The 17,984-nt window shown below is 70.9% G+C and carries 24 protein-coding genes and 1 tRNA gene; 17 read left to right on the top strand and 8 right to left on the bottom strand.

The annotated features are described in order from the left end of the window. The first annotated feature begins 52 nt into the window (after positions 1-52). From ACFWEP_RS03485 to ACFWEP_RS03415, 15 genes are all read left to right on the top strand, one after another. Positions 53-532: a hypothetical protein gene (locus ACFWEP_RS03485; RefSeq protein ID WP_387364853.1), complete on the top strand. Its 480-nt coding sequence runs from the start codon at positions 53-55 to the stop codon at positions 530-532. Continuing rightward, on the top strand, positions 532-1,053 hold the full coding sequence (locus ACFWEP_RS03480) for a hypothetical protein (protein WP_387364851.1): 522 nt from the start codon (positions 532-534) through the stop codon (positions 1,051-1,053). Before ACFWEP_RS03485 ends, ACFWEP_RS03480 begins: the two co-directional genes overlap by 1 nt. A gap of 50 nt (positions 1,054-1,103) precedes the next feature. Continuing rightward, entirely contained in the window at positions 1,104-1,367 is a 264-nt protein-coding gene (locus ACFWEP_RS03475) for a hypothetical protein (RefSeq protein WP_387364848.1), read from the top strand. Positions 1,368-1,374: 7 nt separating this feature from the next. Continuing rightward, on the top strand, positions 1,375-5,409 hold the full coding sequence (locus tag ACFWEP_RS03470) for a phage tail tape measure protein (protein WP_387364845.1): 4,035 nt from the start codon (positions 1,375-1,377) through the stop codon (positions 5,407-5,409). A gap of 13 nt (positions 5,410-5,422) precedes the next feature. Next, complete coding sequence (locus tag ACFWEP_RS03465; protein WP_387364842.1) at positions 5,423-6,292, top strand: phage distal tail protein; 870 nt, start codon at positions 5,423-5,425, stop codon at positions 6,290-6,292. A gap of 12 nt (positions 6,293-6,304) precedes the next feature. Then, positions 6,305-7,285 carry a hypothetical protein gene (locus ACFWEP_RS03460; protein ID WP_387364839.1) on the top strand — a complete coding sequence of 327 codons (981 nt, stop codon included), beginning with the start codon at positions 6,305-6,307 and terminating at the stop codon, positions 7,283-7,285. Then, positions 7,275-8,369: a hypothetical protein gene (locus tag ACFWEP_RS03455; RefSeq protein WP_387364836.1), complete on the top strand. Its 1,095-nt coding sequence runs from the start codon at positions 7,275-7,277 to the stop codon at positions 8,367-8,369. Before ACFWEP_RS03460 ends, ACFWEP_RS03455 begins: the two co-directional genes overlap by 11 nt. Beyond that, the gene (locus tag ACFWEP_RS03450; protein ID WP_387364833.1) at positions 8,370-9,119 is read left to right on the top strand and encodes a hypothetical protein; all 750 of its coding nucleotides are present in this window, start codon (positions 8,370-8,372) and stop codon (positions 9,117-9,119) included. A gap of 14 nt (positions 9,120-9,133) precedes the next feature. Continuing rightward, entirely contained in the window at positions 9,134-9,439 is a 306-nt protein-coding gene (locus ACFWEP_RS03445; RefSeq protein ID WP_387364830.1) for a hypothetical protein, read from the top strand. Positions 9,440-9,503: 64 nt separating this feature from the next. Beyond that, the gene (locus ACFWEP_RS03440) at positions 9,504-10,415 is read left to right on the top strand and encodes an N-acetylmuramoyl-L-alanine amidase (protein WP_387364828.1); all 912 of its coding nucleotides are present in this window, start codon (positions 9,504-9,506) and stop codon (positions 10,413-10,415) included. Positions 10,416-10,417: 2 nt separating this feature from the next. Next, the gene (locus ACFWEP_RS03435) at positions 10,418-10,639 is read left to right on the top strand and encodes a hypothetical protein (protein WP_387364984.1); all 222 of its coding nucleotides are present in this window, start codon (positions 10,418-10,420) and stop codon (positions 10,637-10,639) included. 2 nt (positions 10,640-10,641) lie between these two features. Continuing rightward, positions 10,642-10,800, top strand: coding sequence for a hypothetical protein (locus ACFWEP_RS03430; RefSeq protein ID WP_387364825.1), 159 nt, complete (start codon positions 10,642-10,644; stop codon positions 10,798-10,800). Continuing rightward, entirely contained in the window at positions 10,800-11,063 is a 264-nt protein-coding gene (locus tag ACFWEP_RS03425) for a hypothetical protein (protein WP_387364822.1), read from the top strand. Before ACFWEP_RS03430 ends, ACFWEP_RS03425 begins: the two co-directional genes overlap by 1 nt. Further along, on the top strand, positions 11,063-11,497 hold the full coding sequence (locus tag ACFWEP_RS03420; protein WP_387364819.1) for a hypothetical protein: 435 nt from the start codon (positions 11,063-11,065) through the stop codon (positions 11,495-11,497). Before ACFWEP_RS03425 ends, ACFWEP_RS03420 begins: the two co-directional genes overlap by 1 nt. Continuing rightward, the gene (locus ACFWEP_RS03415; protein ID WP_387364816.1) at positions 11,487-11,858 is read left to right on the top strand and encodes a hypothetical protein; all 372 of its coding nucleotides are present in this window, start codon (positions 11,487-11,489) and stop codon (positions 11,856-11,858) included. The genes ACFWEP_RS03420 and ACFWEP_RS03415 overlap by 11 nt, the downstream gene beginning before the upstream one ends. Positions 11,859-11,904: 46 nt before the next feature. On the opposite strand, the gene ACFWEP_RS03410 is transcribed toward ACFWEP_RS03415, so the two are convergent. From ACFWEP_RS03410 to ACFWEP_RS03395, 4 genes are all read right to left on the bottom strand, one after another. Next, complete coding sequence (locus ACFWEP_RS03410; RefSeq protein ID WP_387364813.1) at positions 11,905-12,078, bottom strand: hypothetical protein; 174 nt, start codon at positions 12,076-12,078, stop codon at positions 11,905-11,907. Between the two features lie 29 nt (positions 12,079-12,107). Beyond that, on the bottom strand, positions 12,108-12,461 hold the full coding sequence (locus tag ACFWEP_RS03405) for a DUF6233 domain-containing protein (RefSeq protein WP_387364810.1): 354 nt from the start codon (positions 12,459-12,461) through the stop codon (positions 12,108-12,110). A gap of 247 nt (positions 12,462-12,708) precedes the next feature. Continuing rightward, positions 12,709-13,155: a GNAT family N-acetyltransferase gene (locus tag ACFWEP_RS03400; protein ID WP_387364807.1), complete on the bottom strand. Its 447-nt coding sequence runs from the start codon at positions 13,153-13,155 to the stop codon at positions 12,709-12,711. Positions 13,156-13,165: 10 nt separating this feature from the next. Further along, the gene (locus ACFWEP_RS03395; protein WP_387364804.1) at positions 13,166-14,332 is read right to left on the bottom strand and encodes a helix-turn-helix transcriptional regulator; all 1,167 of its coding nucleotides are present in this window, start codon (positions 14,330-14,332) and stop codon (positions 13,166-13,168) included. Positions 14,333-14,431: 99 nt separating this feature from the next. On the opposite strand from ACFWEP_RS03395, the gene ACFWEP_RS03390 reads away from it, so the two are divergent. Both ACFWEP_RS03390 and ACFWEP_RS03385 read left to right on the top strand, forming a co-directional pair. After that, complete coding sequence (locus ACFWEP_RS03390) at positions 14,432-14,623, top strand: hypothetical protein (protein WP_387364801.1); 192 nt, start codon at positions 14,432-14,434, stop codon at positions 14,621-14,623. A 142-nt stretch (positions 14,624-14,765) separates the two neighbouring features. Beyond that, positions 14,766-14,966 carry a hypothetical protein gene (locus ACFWEP_RS03385; RefSeq protein WP_387364798.1) on the top strand — a complete coding sequence of 67 codons (201 nt, stop codon included), beginning with the start codon at positions 14,766-14,768 and terminating at the stop codon, positions 14,964-14,966. A 9-nt stretch (positions 14,967-14,975) separates the two neighbouring features. Here the strand turns inward: ACFWEP_RS03385 and ACFWEP_RS03380 are convergent, their stop codons facing one another. The 4 genes from ACFWEP_RS03380 to ACFWEP_RS03365 all read right to left on the bottom strand — a co-directional run bounded on the left by ACFWEP_RS03380 (position 14,976) and on the right by ACFWEP_RS03365 (position 17,802). Beyond that, the gene (locus ACFWEP_RS03380) at positions 14,976-15,221 is read right to left on the bottom strand and encodes a helix-turn-helix domain-containing protein (protein WP_387364795.1); all 246 of its coding nucleotides are present in this window, start codon (positions 15,219-15,221) and stop codon (positions 14,976-14,978) included. A gap of 423 nt (positions 15,222-15,644) precedes the next feature. After that, positions 15,645-15,717, bottom strand: a tRNA-Arg gene (locus tag ACFWEP_RS03375). A 203-nt stretch (positions 15,718-15,920) separates the two neighbouring features. Then, positions 15,921-16,601 carry a response regulator gene (locus tag ACFWEP_RS03370; protein WP_387364792.1) on the bottom strand — a complete coding sequence of 227 codons (681 nt, stop codon included), beginning with the start codon at positions 16,599-16,601 and terminating at the stop codon, positions 15,921-15,923. Between the two features lie 19 nt (positions 16,602-16,620). Then, entirely contained in the window at positions 16,621-17,802 is a 1,182-nt protein-coding gene (locus tag ACFWEP_RS03365; protein WP_387364789.1) for a sensor histidine kinase, read from the bottom strand. Between the last annotated feature and the right edge of the window lie 182 nt (positions 17,803-17,984).

Here is a 17,984-nt window from a genome sequence, read left to right as displayed (position 1 = left end):
CTCTCTCGCCCCGCCCCGACAGGGGCCTTTTCTATGCCCCAAGGAGGGCCCCATGGCTGACCTGATCAGCGACGGCAAGACCCGCGTGGTCTGGGCCGCGAGCATCGCGAACATCAACGCTCCGACGGTCGCGGAGCTGACCGCAGCTGCGGACTACACCGCGCGCATCACCCCGGACGGGCTCAAGGTTGACCCGACCACGGCCGACGTCGACACCAACTCTCTGGCCTCCCGCTACGACACGAAGACGGTCGGCCGGGTCGGTTACGACGCGGAGCTGACCTTCAAGCGCGGCACGACGCCGGCCGACGACGCGCCGTACAAGACCCTGAAGTACGGCACCAACGGCTACCTCGTCGTCCGTCGTGGGATCGATTTCGAGACTGCGTGGGCGGCTGGCCAGGACGTCGAGGTCTACCCGATGGTCTGCGGCGAGCGGGCCAACTCCGCCCCGGCGGCGAATGAGGTGGCCAAGTTCGTCAGCCCCATGAAGGTGACCACCCAGCCCGCGACCGACGCTGTGGTGGCCTGATGCCCGACATCAAGGCCCTGCTCGCCAAGGCGAAGCCGCGCGAGGGCAGCACGACGATCCTCCTCGACGGCCAGGTCGCCGGGGAGATCGAGCGCCTGGAGGCCGAGCTGCTCACGGTGTCCGAGGACTGGACGCCCTCCGACCTGACGGAGGTCTCCCCGGCCCGGAAGATCAGCGAGCAGATCGCGAAGCTCCGCAAGCGGGCGCGGGCGTCCGAGGCGGTGTTCCGGTTCCGGTACGTCGGCGATGAGGCGTACTCCAGCCTGCTGGCCGCCCACCCGTCGAAGGACCCTGCCGAGGGGTTCGACTCGGTGACGTTCCCCCGGGCTCTGATCGCCGCCTCCGCCGTGGACCCGGTGATGACCGAGGACGACGTGAAGGCGCTGTTCGAGGTCATCAGCCAGGGCGACATCAAGCGGCTGTTCGACACCGCCTGGGACGTCCACAACGCGAGCGGCCTCGTCCCTTTTTCGCTGGCCGCCTCCGCTCTCCTGGCGGGGCTCGCTGGCGGCGGGAAGTAGAAACCGCACGGGCGTGGTCCACGCCACGCTCGGTTTTCCTCGGCCGCGTCGTGGCTCCCGACGAGCCGCTGTGGACCGAGGAGGACCGGGCGTGGGCCCTCGCCCTGGCCGAGGTCGAGGCGGACACCTGCCCGGACTGCGGGCAGCCCTGGTCCGAAGCGACTGACCAAGCCAACGAGTTCGAGTACCGCGCCGAACTGATCATGTGCCACGCCTGTGCGACCTCGGCTAAGGCCGTCCGCGCGCACCAAGACGGCAAGGGCAGCACCGACGGGCTTCACGTCCACCTGGAGCACCGCACGAAGAGGAGGTGACGCCGTCGTGGCCGTCCGCACCGTCACCGTCCGGCTCCGCGCCGACATCAGCCAGTACACCCGGGGCATGCAGCAGGCCAGCACCCGGACCGCCGCCCTGGGCAACGCAGGGGCGGCCCTCGGTGCGGGCATGGTCGCCGCGTTCGCGGTGGCCGCCGCGAGCGCCGCGAAATTCGACAAGGCGTTGTCCGGGGTCCGGGCCGTGTCCGGGGCGACCACCGCCGAGATGAAGCAGCTCAGGGCTGCCGCCCTCGACGCGGGCAAGACCACGAGCTTCACCGCGACCGAGGCGGCAGACGCCGAGGCGGAGCTCGCCCGTGCCGGCGTGTCCGTCGCCAACATCACCGGCGGTGCGCTCAAGGGCGCGCTGGCACTCGCCGCGTCCGGGCAGGTCGAGGTTTCCGAAGCGGCGGTGACGGCGGCGCAGGCGATGAACACCTTCGGCTTGGAGGGCCGGGACGTCACGCACATCGCCGACCTCCTGGCCGCTGGCGCGAACAAGACGGCCGCGGACGTTCACGGGCTCGGCATGGCGATGCGCATGGGCGGTCTCCTCGCGCACCAGACCGGCCTGTCCATCGAGGACACCGTCGGCACTCTGGCCGCGTTCGCCGACCACGCGCTGATCGGCTCCGACGCCGGGACGTCGCTCAAGACGATGTTGCAGCGACTCGTCCCGCAGTCGAAGGAAGCCCAGTCCGCGATGGATGCCATCGGGTTTTCCGCCTACGACGCGTCCGGCGAGTTTGTCGGGCTGTCCGAGCTGGCCGGGCGGATGAAGACGAGCTTCAGCAAGCTCACGCCGGAGGCGCGCAACAGCGCGATGGCGACGATTTTCGGTTCGGACGCCGTGCGCTCCGCGACGATCATGTACGAGCTGGGTTCCGAGGGCATCGACAAGTACGTCAAGAGCGTGGACGACTCCGGTGCCGCCCAGCGGATGGCTGCCGTTCAGACCGACAACCTCATCGGCGACGTCGAACGGCTGAAGGGCGCCCTGGAGGTCGCGCTCATCGAGGGCGGGTCCGCCGCGAACGACAGCCTGCGCAGCATGACGCAGATGGTCACCGGGCTGGTCAACGCGTACACCGGCCTGCCGCCCGAGCTCCAGCACGCGGTGACCGGGTTCCTCGGCATCGGCGGTGCGGCTACTTTGGTCGGCGGCGCCATGCTGCTGATGCTGCCCCGGATCGCTGCGACCCGGGCGGCCCTGGTGACCATGGGCGTGACCGCGCAGACGGTCCGGGCCGCGATGATGTCCCTGGGCCGCCTCACCCTGGTCATCGGCGGTATGGCGGCGGTCTCATACGGCGTCAGGGCCATGGTGCGAGCCTTCGACGAGGCGCCCCCGAACGTCACCAAGCTGACGAACTCGCTGGTCAACCTTGCCCTTCAAGGCAAGGCCAGCGGGGAACTGACGCGGACTTTCGGCGACGACCTGGACAAGTTCGGCTTCTCCGTTGCCCGCATCGCGCACGCCGGCGTCCTCGACAAGGTCGGCGACTCCCTGTACACGATCACCCACCTCGGCGGGGACTCCTACGAGTTGGAGAAAAGCCGCGAGAACGTAAAGTCGCTGGACGATGCGCTGGCTCAGTTGGTCCAGGGCGGGTCGCCCGACATCGCCGCGACCGCGTTCCAGCGGATGGCGAAGGAAGCCGAGTCGCAGGGCACCAGCACGGAGAAGCTCCGCACCCTGCTGCCCCAGTACTCCGATGCCCTGTCCGGGCTCGACACCCAGCAGAAGCTGGCGGCGGACTCGCAGGCTGGTCTGGGCGACGCGGCCTCGATGACCGCCGACGAGATGGCGGACGAGCGCACCGAGGCCGAGAAGCTGACGGACGCGCTCAAGAGCCTCAACGGGATGGCCATTTCGACGGCCGAGCAGGAGATCAGTTTCCGCCAGTCGCTTCACGACCTGACGGATGCGGTGAAGGAGAACGGGCGCTCCCTCGACGTCACCACGGAGAAGGGCCGCGCGGTGAAGGGCGCGTTCCTTGACGCGGCGAAGAGCGCCATGGAGTACGCGCAGTCTGTGGCCGAGCAGACCGGCAGCCAGGAAAAGGGCCAGGCCACCCTGGAGAAGAACATCGGACTCCTGCGGGATCAGATGTCGGCTGCTGGGTTCGGCAAGGACGCGATCGACGAGCTGACCCGGTCCTACCTCCAGCTGCCGGTGTCGCACACCACGGTCGTCAAGACCGACAAGACCAGCGCGGTGAAGGACCTCCAGCACGTCCAGGCGGAGATCCGGAAAACCAAGGGCAAGCCGATCGTGATGTCCACCATCAGCGCGCCAGCGGAGAAGGTGCTGCGGCAGCTGGGGTACACGGTCACGCACATGCCGGACGGCTCCGTCACGGTGTCCGTGCCCACGGGCCCGCCGCTCGCGTCGGTCGGGGCGATCCAGCGTGCCATCAACGGCATCCAGGGCAAGCCGGTCGGCATCGGCGTCTACCTCAAGGCCACGGCCAGCGACTCCGACGCCAACGGGGTGCCGGACATGATCCAGGCCCGCGCCCAGGGCGGCATCGTCCGCCGAGCTGGCGGCGGGGCGGTGCAGTACTACCCCCAGGGCGGGGAGGTGTTCGGTCCGGGGACCGGCACGTCGGACAGCATTCCCGCGCTGATCAGCAATGGCGAGTACGTCATCAAGGCCGCTTCGGTCCAGAAGTACGGCGTGGCCATGTTCGACCGGCTCAACGCCGGCCGGTTCGCCTCGGGCGGTCTCGCCGGGTTCAGCTACACCCCGACCGGTCAGGCCGTGCTCGGCGGCCCGAGCGACGCGAAGAGCCGTTACGACAAGGAGGTGGAGGACCTCCGGCAGGCGTGGGCCGACCTCAACACGGCGCTGGCCGAGGCGAAGAAGAACGCCAACGCGGTAACGGACGCCGAGAAGAATCTGGCGAAGGTCCGACAGGGCAAGCACACGGCGAAGCAACTGGACGCGGCCGAGGACAAGCTGGCCAAGGCACGGTCCACAGCGAAGGCGTCGAACGCCAAGGTCGCGAAGGAGCGAAAGGACCTCTACGCGGCAGACGCCGCGCTGGGGGTCGGCAAGGGCGCGAAGGTTCCCACCTCATTCTCTCTGGCCGCATACCAGAAGCAGCTGACGGCCTCGCTCGCGGCCACGACACGGTGGCGGACCAGCTTGACGAAGATCGGGCAGCGGGGCGGTGCCGAACTGAAGGCCATGCTGGAGGGCATGGGCGAGGACGGGTACGCCCTCGTCAACGCGTTGGCCGGTGCCAGCACGAAGCAGTTCAACGACATCGTGAAGAAGCTGACCGCGACCGGCGACCTGGCCAAGGCCACGTTGGCGGACTTCACGACGCAGCTTGGCGCCAACACGAAGGAGGCACAGCAGTTCGCGTCCGACCTCCAGACCCTGGCGGCGCGCGGATTCGGTGAACTGGCCCAAGCCCTCGCCGGGCAGGGCGACGCCTCGGCGCAGGCCCTGGCGCGCGGGGCGGTGACCGGGTCGGCGGCCGACGTGGCGCGGGCCCAGGCCGCAGTGAAGGCGGCGACCGGCACGCTGTCCGGCGAGGACCTCGAGGACGCCCTGACGCTGCTGACCACGCTCCGGGGCGGGACCGGGCGGGGATTCTCCGACCTGATTGCGGCCGGTCTGGACACGGCCACCATCCGGGCCCTGGTGCCGCGCATGATGGCGCAGATCAACAGCCTGCCCGCAGCGAACAAGGGCGAGTTCCTCCGCCAGTTCGCCGCACAGGGCGGGGTCACCGCGATGGCCCGGGGCGGCATCCTGTCCGGTCCCGGGCTGGTCCTCGGCGGTGAGGCCGGGGTGCCCGAGTCGTGGATTCCGCACGACGGGTCGGCCCGGTCCCGGGCACTGCTCGCCACGACAGCCCGTGCGCTCGGCTACGACGCGCGGCCGGCGAACCGGTGGGGCACCGCGGGTGGGTCTGGTCCGGCGACCACCTACGACCAGCGCCAGACGCACGTGACCCTCCAGGGGGCCAAGCAGACGGCTGGCGAGCAGGCTGCGGACATCGCCCGCCACCTGACGTTCATCGGCTGACGGGAGGAGGCACGTGCCGTACACACCAGGGCAGTCCCTCGGCGGGCTCACGGCCACGCTGGGGGAAATCCCGCTCGGCTCCGTCGACCCGGCCGGGGTCGCGTGGGTCCTCCAGGACCTCGACGGATGGGACAGCCCCGAGGTTCGCTCCGAGCTCCAGCAGCGCGAGGCGGACCACGGGGCATGGCAGACCCCGGTCTACTACGGGGAGCGGCCCATCACGCTGGCCGGGACGATCGTGGCCCCGGACCGGGCGGCGCTGGACGACGCGATGGACCGGCTCCGCGCGGCCGTGTCCCTCACCGACACCCTGCTGACGGTCGCCGAGACAGTCCCGAAGTGCTGCGTTGTCCGCCGGTCCGGGAAGCTCCTCGCGAGGTACACCACGGACACCGTGGCGTCGTACTCGGCGCTGGTCACCGCGGCGGACCCTCGGCGGTACGCGACGGCCGACCAGACCGGGACGACCGGGCTGCCGAGCACGAGCGGCGGGTTGACGCTGCCGGCCACCGTCCCGTGGACGATCAGCGCGACCACCGTGTCCGGGCAGATCGACGCCGAGAACTCTGGGTCGATGCGGACTCCGCTGGTGCTGACGATCACGGGCCCGGTTCAGCAGCCCCAGATTTTAGTGACCATGCCCGGCGGTGCCGTCGCCCAGCTGACGTACAGCCAGGACCTGGGCGCCGGGGACGTGCTGGTCATCGACACCACTGCGCGGACCGTCGTCCTGAACGGCAACGTGTCGCGCCGCCGGTTCCTTGCCGTCCCGTCCGGCTGGCCGTCGATCCCGCCGGCCTCGACCGTCGCGGTCGTCTTCCGGGCCGCCGCCTACAACGCCACCGCTTCGCTGACCGCCACCTGGCGCTCGGCCTGGGACTGAAGGAGAGACCCGATGCCGGTCGATGCCACCTGGCTGAACACCCTCCAACTCGACGGGCCCGAGATGCGGCGCGTCGACTCCATGCTCGTAATGGGCGACGGAACCGCGCTGGGCGCACGAAGCGGCGTCCGCCCTGGCGACCCCGGGCTGACCGTCACCCTGTCCGGCACCACCATCAACGTCAGCGCGGGCGTCGCTGCGGTGTACCGGTCCGGGCAGGGCGTCTACCGGGCCGCCCTGCCGACCGGGGTGTCCCCCGGGACGCTGACGGCCGCGCACGCCACGCTGGCCCGCGTGGACCTGGTGTACCTGCGGGTCTGGGACACGGATGTCGACGCTTCCGGGCTCCGGCAGGCGGACGTCGTCTACCTCGCAGGTACCGCGTCCTCGACGCCGGTCGCGCCGACCCCGGCGGGCACCGTGATCTACATCCCGCTGGCCACGATCAGCGTGCCCGCGTCCGGCGGCGGGTCCGCGTCCGTGTCCTCGGCGGTCCGGCCCGTCACCGTCGCCCCGGGCGGCATCCTGCCCGCGCAAACCACCACCCCGAGCAGCCCCTACGCGGGGCAGGCATGGCACGACGGGACCGACCTCAAGGTGTGGAACGGCTCCTCGGTCGACACCTATGCCAAGGTCAAGTCCGTCGCCTGGACCACCATCACGCTGGCCAGCGGGTTCACTACGCCAGTGGGAACCCTGGGCATCGCCCAGTACCGGATCGTCACGGTGGACGGCACGCAGCGGGTCGAGATGCGCGGGTCCGTCACGTGCACTACGGCAATCGAGACGGCCACGACCTGGACCACCATGCCGGTGGCCGCGCGCCCCTCCGCGTCCCGGTCCATGCCGGTCGCACGGAACTACAGCAGCACCACCGGAGGCACAACGCGCATGGAACTCACCGCGTCAACGGGGGTGTTCCAGGTGTACGCGTCCCCGAGCCCTGCACAGACGAGCTGGTTCACCCTGGACAACGTGTCCTATGACCTCTGAGACGCCCTACCGGCTGGCCTGGTACGGGTGCGACCTCCGTACCGGCGGCATCGTCGAGGACCTGCCGTCGCTGAAAACGCCGACGCTGTCGAGGCGGCTCGGTCAGTCGACGACGGCGCAGTTCGACCTCCAGCTCGGCGGAGCTCCGGCGGATTGGGTCGCCGCGACCGCGCACGGCCGGTCCGCGCTGGTCGCCGTCGACACGCTGACGGACACCCCGATCTGGGCAGGCAGCGTCCTGCGCCGCAACCGCGGCTCCGGGCTCACCTCGACGCTGGCGTGCGCCACGCTGGAGGCGTACCTGGACCGCCGGTACACCGGGACGCTGAGCCTGGTGGGCGCGGATCAGGCTGCGGTCGTCTCCGGCCTGGCAACGAATCTCCTCACGAACGGGCCGCCCTTCGTCATCGACGCACCGAGCATCGGCGTGACGATGGACTACTCCGTGCTGGACTCCGACGACAAGACGATCCTTTCCGCCCTTGCCGAGGTGATGGGCATGGACGGCGCTCCCGAGTGGACCGTGGACGTCGAGTGGGCAGACGCGGCGCACACGAGCTTCCAGTTCGTTCTGCGGGTCCGGCCTCGGATCGGCACGCAGAGCACCCTGCCCGAGGCCACGTTCGACTTCCCTGGGAGCGTCTCCTCCTACGAGCAGGAGGAGTCCTACGAGGACGGGAAGGGCGCCACCGCGACGCTCGCCCGAGGCGAGGGGGAAGGCGACTCCCGGCTGTCCAGCTCCAGCAAGGTCGCCAGCGACCTCATCGCCTCCGGCTGGTGCCAGTACGTCTACCGCTACACCCCGGGGGCCGGGCTCACCGACCCCGACCAGCTCAACTCCCACGCGACGTCCGCGCTCGCACTGATGCGCACCGGGGCATCCGCCTGGTCCGTGACCGGGGTGGCGTCCCGGGCGCCCCGCCTCGGTACCGACTGGGGCCTTGGCGACACCGTGCGCCTGGAGGTCGCCCCCGGCCGGTCTCCGGGGCATCCCGACGGCGCATCCGTCGTCGCCCGCGCCTGGGCGTGGGACCTGGACGTCGCGGCCGACACAATCACCCCGATCCTCGTCGAGGAGGACTGAATGCCCACAGGCGCCGACCACCTACCCACGGACACCACGACCCTGATGCGCCGCATGGCTGCACTTGAGCGCGACTTCAAGGAGTTCAAGGCTGCCCGGCGGCTGGAGTCCGCGTCCGTCGGGGCCGGCGGCCTTCAGGTCGTCAACGGCGGCCGACTCGCGGTGTCGACGCCCGACCGGCACCGGGTCATCGACTTTGGGCAGATCGACAACGACGCCTACGACCACACCGACGGCAGCAGGCAGCAGGCTCTCTTCATGCGCCGCGAGGACGGCAGCATGGTCTTCGCGTGCTACGCGTACCCGCCGGCCAGCGGGGACGACCAGTACTGGAACTTCTACGACCGGTCCGGCAACGCGATCCTCACCGAGGACGGCTCCAGCGGCACGGGCCTCGGCCGGCCGTACCTGCCGATGAACGCCCCGATCCCGTCCGACTCCTCGCTGTGGCCGAAGACCACCGCCAGCGGCTGGACGGCCATCGCGTCCGTCTGGAACACCCGTTGGCAGCCGAAGATGCGGATCTACGGCCTCACGGCGACGGTCGGCACGGCCACCGGCGAAATCCAGGTGTACGTCAACGGCGTCGCCTGGGGGCCGGTCGTGTCGGTCGGCGGTGTCATTGACTACACGGCCGCGCCCAGCGTCGACATCGGCCAGCAGTTCCAGATCGAGGTCCAAGCCCGACGCCTGACCGGCACCGGTTCGATCTGCGCGCAGATCTTCATGGTGTACGGCCGCCAGTCCTAACAAGGAGAAACCGCATGTCAGCACCCGCAGAAGCCACCCTCATCACGTACGTGCTCAGCCAGTACTCGCCCGGGATATGCCCTCCGGTGGAACTCTCCATCGACTTCCAGGCAACCGCGGAGAACATCGCGGCCGTGGACGAGGCCGCCGAGGCCGCGATCCGCACGATGATCGCCACCCTGGAGGCCCACTACCCGGGCGCCTCGGTGGGCACCGAGCGCCGGTACACCTCGACGCTGATCGAACCGTCTTGGTACGTCCCGCTCGGCGAGGTCCCCGACCCGCCCGGCGACACCCCGCCGCCGCCGGCCGCCGACTGACCCCTCATCCACCCACCCGCCCCGCGCCACCCTGGCCCGGGGCTTCGTCATGTCTGGAGACCTGATGGCCATACCCCTGACCGCCGACCAGTGGCTGGCGGCCCTGCGCGCCGAAGGCGTCACCGTCGAGGAGTACCCCGGGTGGCGCACCCGGGGCCGGGATGCCGCGACCGGGCTCACGTTCGGCCCGGTCCGCATGTTCCTCAACCACCACACCGCCGGGCACGGAGCGAAGGACACCGTCGCGAAGAACGGCGTGGTCGGGCTGCCGGGCCCCCTCGCCCACGTCTACCTCGCCCGCACCGGGGTGGCGACGATGTGCAGCGCGGGCCGCGCCAACCACGCCGGGAAGATGGCGTCGAACGCCTACGCCTCGTTCCGCGACGAGGCGAAGACGCATCCGGCGCCGTCGGCGGCGTCCGGCACGATCGACGGCAACGACGTCTCCTACGGCGTCGAGTGCGAGAACCTCGGCGACAACGCCGACATCTACCCGCGCGCCCAGTACGACGCGTGGGTGCGGATCAACGCCGCCGTCTGCCGCCACCACGGGTGGTCCGCCGAGTCCGTCGGCTGCCACAAGGAGACCTCGGTCGAAGGGAAAATCGACCCCCGCGGCCCCGTCGAGGGCTACGGCGCTCGCGGGATGTTCGCCTTCACGCCCGCCCAGTTCCGCACGGACGTCACCGAGCGCCTCGCCCACCCGGCGACCTGGTCCCCCACCACCCCGAGTCCCGAGGAGGACGACCCCATGACCCTGACCGATACCGACGTGAAGAAGGTCGCCGCGGCGGTGGTCGAGCAGCTGCTCACCGCCGACCGGTTCGACGCCCCGGCGGACGCCGCCGACTACAGCGCGGACAAGACAAACGCCAAGCACTACTGGTCCGGGCGGAGCGTCTTCAGCGACCTCGTCACCCGGGTCCGCCGCATCGACCGCACCCTGACCGCGCTCGCCAAGAAGCTGGAGGCGTGACCATGGCCGAGCGCCACCCCGGCACCACGCACCTGCTCCACCACTTCGACACGGCCCACCTGCCCGAGCACCTCCAGGCGGTGAGCGCCCCGTGCGGCGACCTCGCCCGTCAGATGGTCGACGCGCTGCCGGACGGGCCCGAGCTGACCGCCGGGCTCAGGAAGTTGCTGGAGGCGAAGGACTGCTTCGTCCGCGCCGCTGTCGACGCGGCCCGGGAGGAGTAGCCGTGTCCGTCGACCCGGCCACCGAGCCGCAGCTGGCCCACCGCCTCTTCGCCCCCGTGCCGCAGACCCTGGTCTACGAGTACCTCGCGGCCCGTGCCGCCGCCCACCCGCCCCTCCCGGAGACGTTCCGGGGACCGAACTACCGGAAGGACAACATCTGATGTCCGAGACCCCGTTCCCCCTGCCCAGCACCGAGACCGTCCTGAAGAGCGCCGGCACCTACGCCCGCGACCTCGGCGAGCGCGTCGTGTCGACCGGGCTGGAGGCGTTCGTCGGCGCGCTCGTCGTCACCGCACCGTTCGACCTGTCGATGTGGCAGAACGCCGCGACCGCCGGCGCCGCCGCCGGGTTCGCGGTCCTGAAGGGCGTGGCCGCCCGGCTCCGCGACGTGCGGAACTCGGCCTCCCTCGCCCGGGGCGTGTAGTGCGGGCCGCCCTGTGGCGGCACCTCCAGTGGCGTGGCCTCGCCCTGGCCGGGACCGGCGCCGCCTGGGTGGTCGTCGGTCTCGGCCTGCTCCTCACCGACCGGCCTGCCGTGCGCGCGGGTGCCGGACCGCTCATCGACCTCATGTGCATCCAGGGCTGGGGCGGGGTGTGGATCGGCTGCGGGCTCCTCGGCCTGGCCGCCGGGCTCCGCCGCCCCGGCCGGGACGTCTGGGGGTTCGGCGCGGTCGCCGGGCCGCCCGCGTGGTGGGCGCTGGCCTACCTCGCAGCGGCCGTCAGCGGCCGGTACCCACCCGGGTGGGCAACCGTCCCGGTGTACGGAGTCATCGTCCTGCTGCTGGTCGTCGTTGCCGCGCTCACGGGGAGGCAGAGGCGCATCTGTTCGTGTGAGAGAGGAGGGCACGGTGGGCGTTGAGAACACGGTGCTCGGCGTCATCGTCGCGGTGATCGGCGGGGTGAGCATGATCCTCGTGGCCCGAGTCTCCACGCCCCGGCCGGCGCCCGCCCCAGAGCAGCCGAACGAGGACGAGCCGCCCCCCGGCCTTCAGGTTTCGCCGGAGATCTGGGAGTACTTCTCTGGCCGCTTCGATCGGCTGGAGGCGGATGTCGCGCACCTCACGGCCGTCGTCGAGACGAAGAAGATCGAGGTGTCCGCGCTGGAGAAGCTCCTCCGTTCCGCGATGCGGATCGTCCGTCGGCAGCAGCGCCGCCTTCGCGCGCACGGCGACCGGCCCGAGGACGTCCCGCTGGAACTTATCCCGTACAGCATCGACTGACCACCACCGCCCCCGTCCTGGCATCGCGCCGGGCGGGGGCGATTCGTCATGTCCGGGCGAGGGTCGCCTCCAGCTTCTCCGCGGCGGCCAGCAGGCTTTCGGCGTGCGCCGGGTCGGTGCCTGCTGCTCGGCCAGCGGAAAAGGAGAGGAGCCGGACGGCGTGCTGAAGGGCGGCGCGCAGCTCGCCGACCTGTTGATCACGATCGAGAGGTGTGGTCACGTCCGACCAACGAGCGGCGGGGCGCAGCGTCACGTCCGACCCGGGGCGAGGACCCGCTCCGGCTGGCACACGTCGCACGGGGGCGTCCCGGCCGCGAGGTGCGCAGCGGCGTCCTCCCGGCTGAGCGGGCGGATCTCGCCGCCGTCGGCCCAGCAGTCGCCGCGGTGGACAGCCTCTCCCGGGCCGAGACCGACGCGGGCGACACCGAACGCCGGGGTGGCGGGGCGCTTGCGCGGGGGCGGTGCAGTGACGGCCGCAGGCTGGCGCACCGGGGCCGCCTGCCGCCCGGCTGCTGCGATAGCCCGGTCGACCTCGGCGAGTTGGAGCGCGAGATAGACGCGGAGCACCTGAAGGCGGGCAACATCGGGCGGCAAGTCGGACATGCGTTCGAGTGTACGGCGATGCCCGGACTACAGCATTCCGCTCTCGGGTCGCTGCCCCGCCCGGCACCATGAGCCCATGACCGACACCACCACAGCCGTCCCCGCCGGCCGCGCACTCTGCCTCGACTGCCTCGGGACGGGGCGCGTCACCAATCCCTACGCGCACGAGTGCCCGAGCCCTGCCTGCCAGGACCTGGCCACCGTTCAATGCCCCGAGTGCGACGGGGCAGGGCACCATGGACGCGTATCAGACGCCGACTCGGTAGAACACCTTCCCCTGGTGCCTGTCCACGCCGAGCGCCTCGTACAGGGCGAGCGCGGGCGGGTTGCCGATGTCGGCAGTCCACTCGACGCGTGAGCACCCGGTCTCAGCGGCGATCCCCTTCAGCGCGTCCATGAGGGCGCGGGCCACACCGCGGCGGCGTGCTTCCGTGCGGACGTACAGTTCCTTCAGGTAGAGCGACGAGTCCGCTCCGGCCGCTGGCCACAGATACGTGTAGCTGGCCATCCCGAGGGCGTCGCCGCAGTCCCGGGCGAGCAGCACCGTGGCGTGCGGGCGCGGGCCGAACAGGGCGGCGCGGATCTGCTGCTCGTCGGCAGGCGCCTGGTCGCCCCCGTAGTACGCCTCAATTTCGCCGAGGATCACGGAGATCACCCCGGTGTCCGCGTCCGTTGCCGGGCTGATCTCCACCATGCTGCTGTCCCTACTCCCCAGGGGGCAGCGCCAGAATCTCGCGCAACACCCGCACCTCTGACACCGCTCGTGCCTCAGGCACCCTAGCTGCGACGTCGGCAGCCCGGTAGATGATCAGCGCGGAGCGGTGCGACGGCGGCAGCCCGACCACCGTGGTCGTGGCCCGCTGTGCGGCCCCGGCGGCGTCGCCCTCGATGGCCAGGCACATGGCAAGGTCCAGGTCGATCAGCGCCCGGTCCATGTGGTCCGCCTCCGGGTACAGCTCCAGGGCGCGAGCGTGCTCCTCGCGGGCGCGGGCCGTGTCGCCCAGGTGCGTCCAGGCGTTGCCGCTGTGGAAGCGGAGCTGCGACTCGGAATAGCCGAAGGCGGACGCAGTCCGGGCCGTCTCGGGCAGGCGCTCCAACGCGTGCTCGGCGCGGTGCAGTGCGTCCGCCGCGGCGTCAGGTCGCGCGAGGAGAGCTGCAGCGCGGGCCTCCAGCGGCGCGGCCAGCGCCGGGCCAACGCACGGAAGTCCGCCGGCCAGCTGCTGCGCGCGGCACGCCAGCTCGACCGCGCCGTGTATGTCCCGGCTGTAGAACAGCTGGTACGCCTCCTGCGCGTAGATCCACGAGAGGGTCGCCCGGTCCTCGGCCGCGGCTGCCGCGCTCCGGCCCGTCCTCCACCAGGCTCGCGACCGGGCATCGCCGAGCTTGAGCAGGGTGAGGGCCATGAGCCCAGACATCTGGGCGACGGCAATCAGGAGGCGGGTCCTCGTCCGCGCGGCCTGGCGGCCGGTCAGCCGGAGACGTAAGTCCGCGAAGTCCGCGAGCAGTTCGGGCAGCAGCTCGGCCTCCGCCCGGTACCGGGTCGCGCGTCCGTGGCGTGCCACCGTGTACTCGACCTCATCGAGGCCCTCCCCGGTGAGCGCACTGGCGGCGAACTCCTCGGCGAGGCCGCGCTGGAGGGCGTCCGCTTGGTCGAGTGGGTCGGCGTCCGGCCGGTGCTCGGCCAGCACGATCAGCTCGCCGTTCGCGCCGAGCGCGTGGTCGAGCACGCGCGCCATCTCCAGGGTGGGCTTTCGCTTTCCGAGCTCCATGTCGGAGACGTGGGTCTTGCCGCAGTTCGCCAGCGCGGCCACGTCCCGGATCGACCGGGATCCGCGCAGTCGACGTAACGCCTGGCCAAAGGTCTCGCTCATCAGGATGTCCCCACACTGTCCGCGCTGTCCGCACGGCTGCGGACACTGGCGGACACGGCGCCTCTGGGCATCACGGTCCGCATCGGAAACGCTACTCGCATGCAGCCCGCACCTGAGCCCGAATCACTGTCGGAGACGCAGCAGCGCGGCGCCGACTGTGTCTGGTGCGCGGCACCGCTGACACCCGGCGACGCCCACGACTTGGGCCCGCGGCCCGACCCGGCATACGGCGGCTCGCTCGTCACCTGGTTCCCCCGCTGCTGCCTCACCTGCTGGAAGGGACGGAACTGATGGCCACCGCAGAGAAGCACACTGCCGGAGACCGCGCGTACCGCGCGCTGATCATCCACACCGAGCGGTGCGCGAGGTGCCGCCGCGACGCGGAATGCGACGACGCTGCGGAACTCGCCCGCGCATGGAAGGGGGCGCGTCGATGAGCATCTGCATCTACTGCGACGGGCCGATCCTCGGCGAGGCCATCGTCGCGGCCGAGGGGCACTCCGCCTCCGGGGCGCGACCGGACGCGTACGCCCACCGGGTCGACGACCAAGCATGCACCGGCCGACGGGCCGCGCCGAGCATCCTGCACCGGCAGCTCGACGAGATGCCGTCGCCGGGGCCGGGACCGCGCTGACGCAATTCGTCAGCCGACGTCGCGAACCAGCTCAGCAAGCGGGACGCCGATGGCGTCGGCGATGCGGATCAGGTTGTCGAGCCGGGGGCTGGCGTGCCCCTTCTCGATGCGGTTGTACGAGTCGAGCCCGATGCCAGCGCGGAGGCTGACCGCTTCCTGAGTGAGGCCGGCGTGCAGTCGGGCGGCTCGTATCCGGTCGCCGACGGCTCGACGGCGCGCGAGGACGCGGTCGTCGGGCAGCGGCTGGTGGTGCACCTGCCCACGGTCGCCGGACCATGATCAATTGTCTTTAGGGTTGACCATAAAACGGCTGATCATGGATGCTTCACTCGCTACCGGAATGCTTCGATCCCTAAGGGTGTTGCACGGCAATTCGAACACGTGTTCCGATGGCCTTGCGGTCACGGTTGCGCCCATGACGTGTCAGGTGAGAAGGGCGGCACCCTCGACCTGACGCGCGGCGGCCTCTCGCAACAGCGGGGGGCCGCTTTGCTGTTGGGGGCGTCCGGCCTGGGAGTCCCTCATGATCATCTGGGGAAGATTTGGGGAACGCGGTCGCGTGCTCAGAGCGGGAGAGAACGGGAGGGAACGCGAGTGGAGCGGGAGCGTACGCAGAAGGGCCAGGCCGGGCATGTGCCCTGACCTGGCCCTTTGTCTGAAACCGCCTGGTTGACGCTGTGCCCCCGGCAGGATTCGAACCTGCGACACCCACTTTAGGAGAGTGGTGCTCTATCCCCTGAGCTACGAAGGCGTGGACCCGTGGAACCTTGTCGAAGACCCACGGTGCGGATCTTCGGCGAGGTATACGAACCCGCCGGCCCGACATGGTGCGACGCTCTCCACGGGCTTGCCCGGGCAGACAGTGCGACGTACCAACGACTGACCAAGGACAGCGTAGCGGATGCGCGTCGGCGAGGGCCCTCCGTGCGGACCGACCACACGCACCGCCCGCCGTCAGTTCCTCGACGGACCGGGGTGGACGAGGCCGCTCTGGTAGGCGGTGACGACGAGTTGGGCGCGGTCGCGGGCGTGGAGCTTGTGCATGGCGCGCTGGATGTGGGTGCGGACGGTCAGCGGGCTGAGGACGAGGGAGTCCGCGATCTCCGTGTTGGACATGCCGCGCGCCGCCAGGATCGTCATCTCGCGTTCGCGCGCGGTGAGGGAGTTGATCTGGTCGGGCAGGTCCTCGTCGGAGGTGGGTTCGGGGGTGCCGAGGAAGCGGCCCACGAGGAGCTTGGTGGCGGTGGGCGACAGCAGTGAGTCGCCGGTCGAGATGGTGCGGATTCCGTCGAGGAGGGCGTCGGCGGTCACGTCCTTGCCGAGGAAGCCGCTCGCTCCGGCGCGCAGTGCCCGGGCGACGTACTCGTCGGTCTCGAAGGTGGTGAGGATGAGGATGCGGACGGCGGAGAGATCCGGGTCGGCGCAGATGGCGGTGGTGGCGGCGAGACCGTCGGTGCCGGGCATGCGGATGTCCATGAGCACGATGTCGGGACGGAGCTTCCCGGCGAGGTCGACGGCCTCCGCGCCGTCGGACGCCTCACCGACGACCTCCAGGTCGTCCGCGGAGTCGATCAGGATGCGGAAGGTGTACCGGAGGAGGGCCTGGTCGTCGGCGAGGAGCACGCGGATGGTCATGGGGTTTTCCCGGATCGGATCAGAAGTGGACGGGGAGTTCGGCGGTGGCGGTGTAGCCGCCGTCGGGGAGCGGACCGGAGGAGAACCGGCCGCCTGCGGACAGAGCGCGTTCGCGCATGCTGATGAGGCCGAACCCCGAGTTCACGGACGGTGGGGGCGGAGGCGCCGGGCGCCCTCGGCCGTTGGTTATCGCGATCGTCAGGAGGTCCTCGTCGTACGCAAGTGTCACCTGGGCGGTCGTGGTCCCGGCGTGCTTGGAGACGTTGGTGAGTGCTTCCTGGATGATCCGGAACGCGGTCAGGTCCACCGCGGGGGAGAGTTGCCGTGGCTCTCCCTCGGTCGTGACCGTCACGTCGAGTCCGGTGGTGGCGAGCGCGGCGACGACGTCGGGGAGCTGTTCGAGCTTCGGGGCCGGTTCCAGGGGCGAGTCGGGGTCCTCGGGCCGACGCAGCAGGCCCACCGTCGATTTCAGCTCCCGCAGGGCGGTCGAGGTGGTGGCGCTCAGACCGTTGAGCAGTTGGGCCGCCTGTTCGGGGTCCTTGCGGATGATGTGTGCCGCGGTGGTCGCCTGGGCGTTGGCGAGGGTGAGGTGGTGGGCGACGACGTCGTGGAGTTCGCGGGCGATGCGTACGCGCTCCTCGGCGACGCGGCGGAGCGCCTCCTCCTCGCGGGTGTGCTCGGCGTGTTCGGCGCGGGCGCGCAGCGAGTCGGTGAAGGCTCGGCGCAGTCGGAGGGCCGAGCCCCACGCCACGGGGAGGAACAGCCCGATGGCGGGGTTCAGCGTCACGATGACGAAGCTGGCGAAATGGGGTGATTCCAGGACGGCGGTGGGCACCATCAGCGCGACGACGCCGAGGCCGTAGAAGTGGGCGATCCGGCGTTCGTCGAGGAGGGCGAGCGAGAACAGGGCCACCATCACGGGAGCGAGCAGCAGCATGGTGGCGAGATAGCCGAGGCCGACGGCGGTGATGGCGCAGACGCCCGTGACCACGACGACTTCGCGCGGGTGGGTCCGCCGCCACAGCAGGGCCGCCGTGGCGACGGTGCCGAGGGCGAGCCCCGGCCACCAGGGGATCGGTTCCCGGGGATCCCAGGTGCCGAAGAAGCTCGCCGCGGACACGCAGACGAGGACCCAGAGCATCTGCGCGGAGTCGAAGACGCGCGGGTGGGCGAGCGCGAGGCGTTGGGGGGCGCTGGGCATTGCGGGCTCCGGTTGCGGCGGCTGTTCGGGCTGGTGGGTGCGGCGCGGGGCGTCGGTCGGCGGGTGGGGCTCGATGCCCGGGGTTCGGGGCTCGATGCCCGGGCCCCATGGCTTGGGGCTTGGCGCTCGGGACTTGCGGCTCGGGCGGATCATGCACCGGGTGAGGGCCGCCCGGCATGCGC

It is taken from the genome of Streptomyces sp. NPDC060198 (assembly GCF_042728415.1).
Lineage (GTDB): Bacteria > Actinomycetota > Actinomycetes > Streptomycetales > Streptomycetaceae > Streptomyces.
Note: the sequence above shows the minus strand (reverse complement) of the source record. Positions and strands in the feature narration are given on the sequence as shown.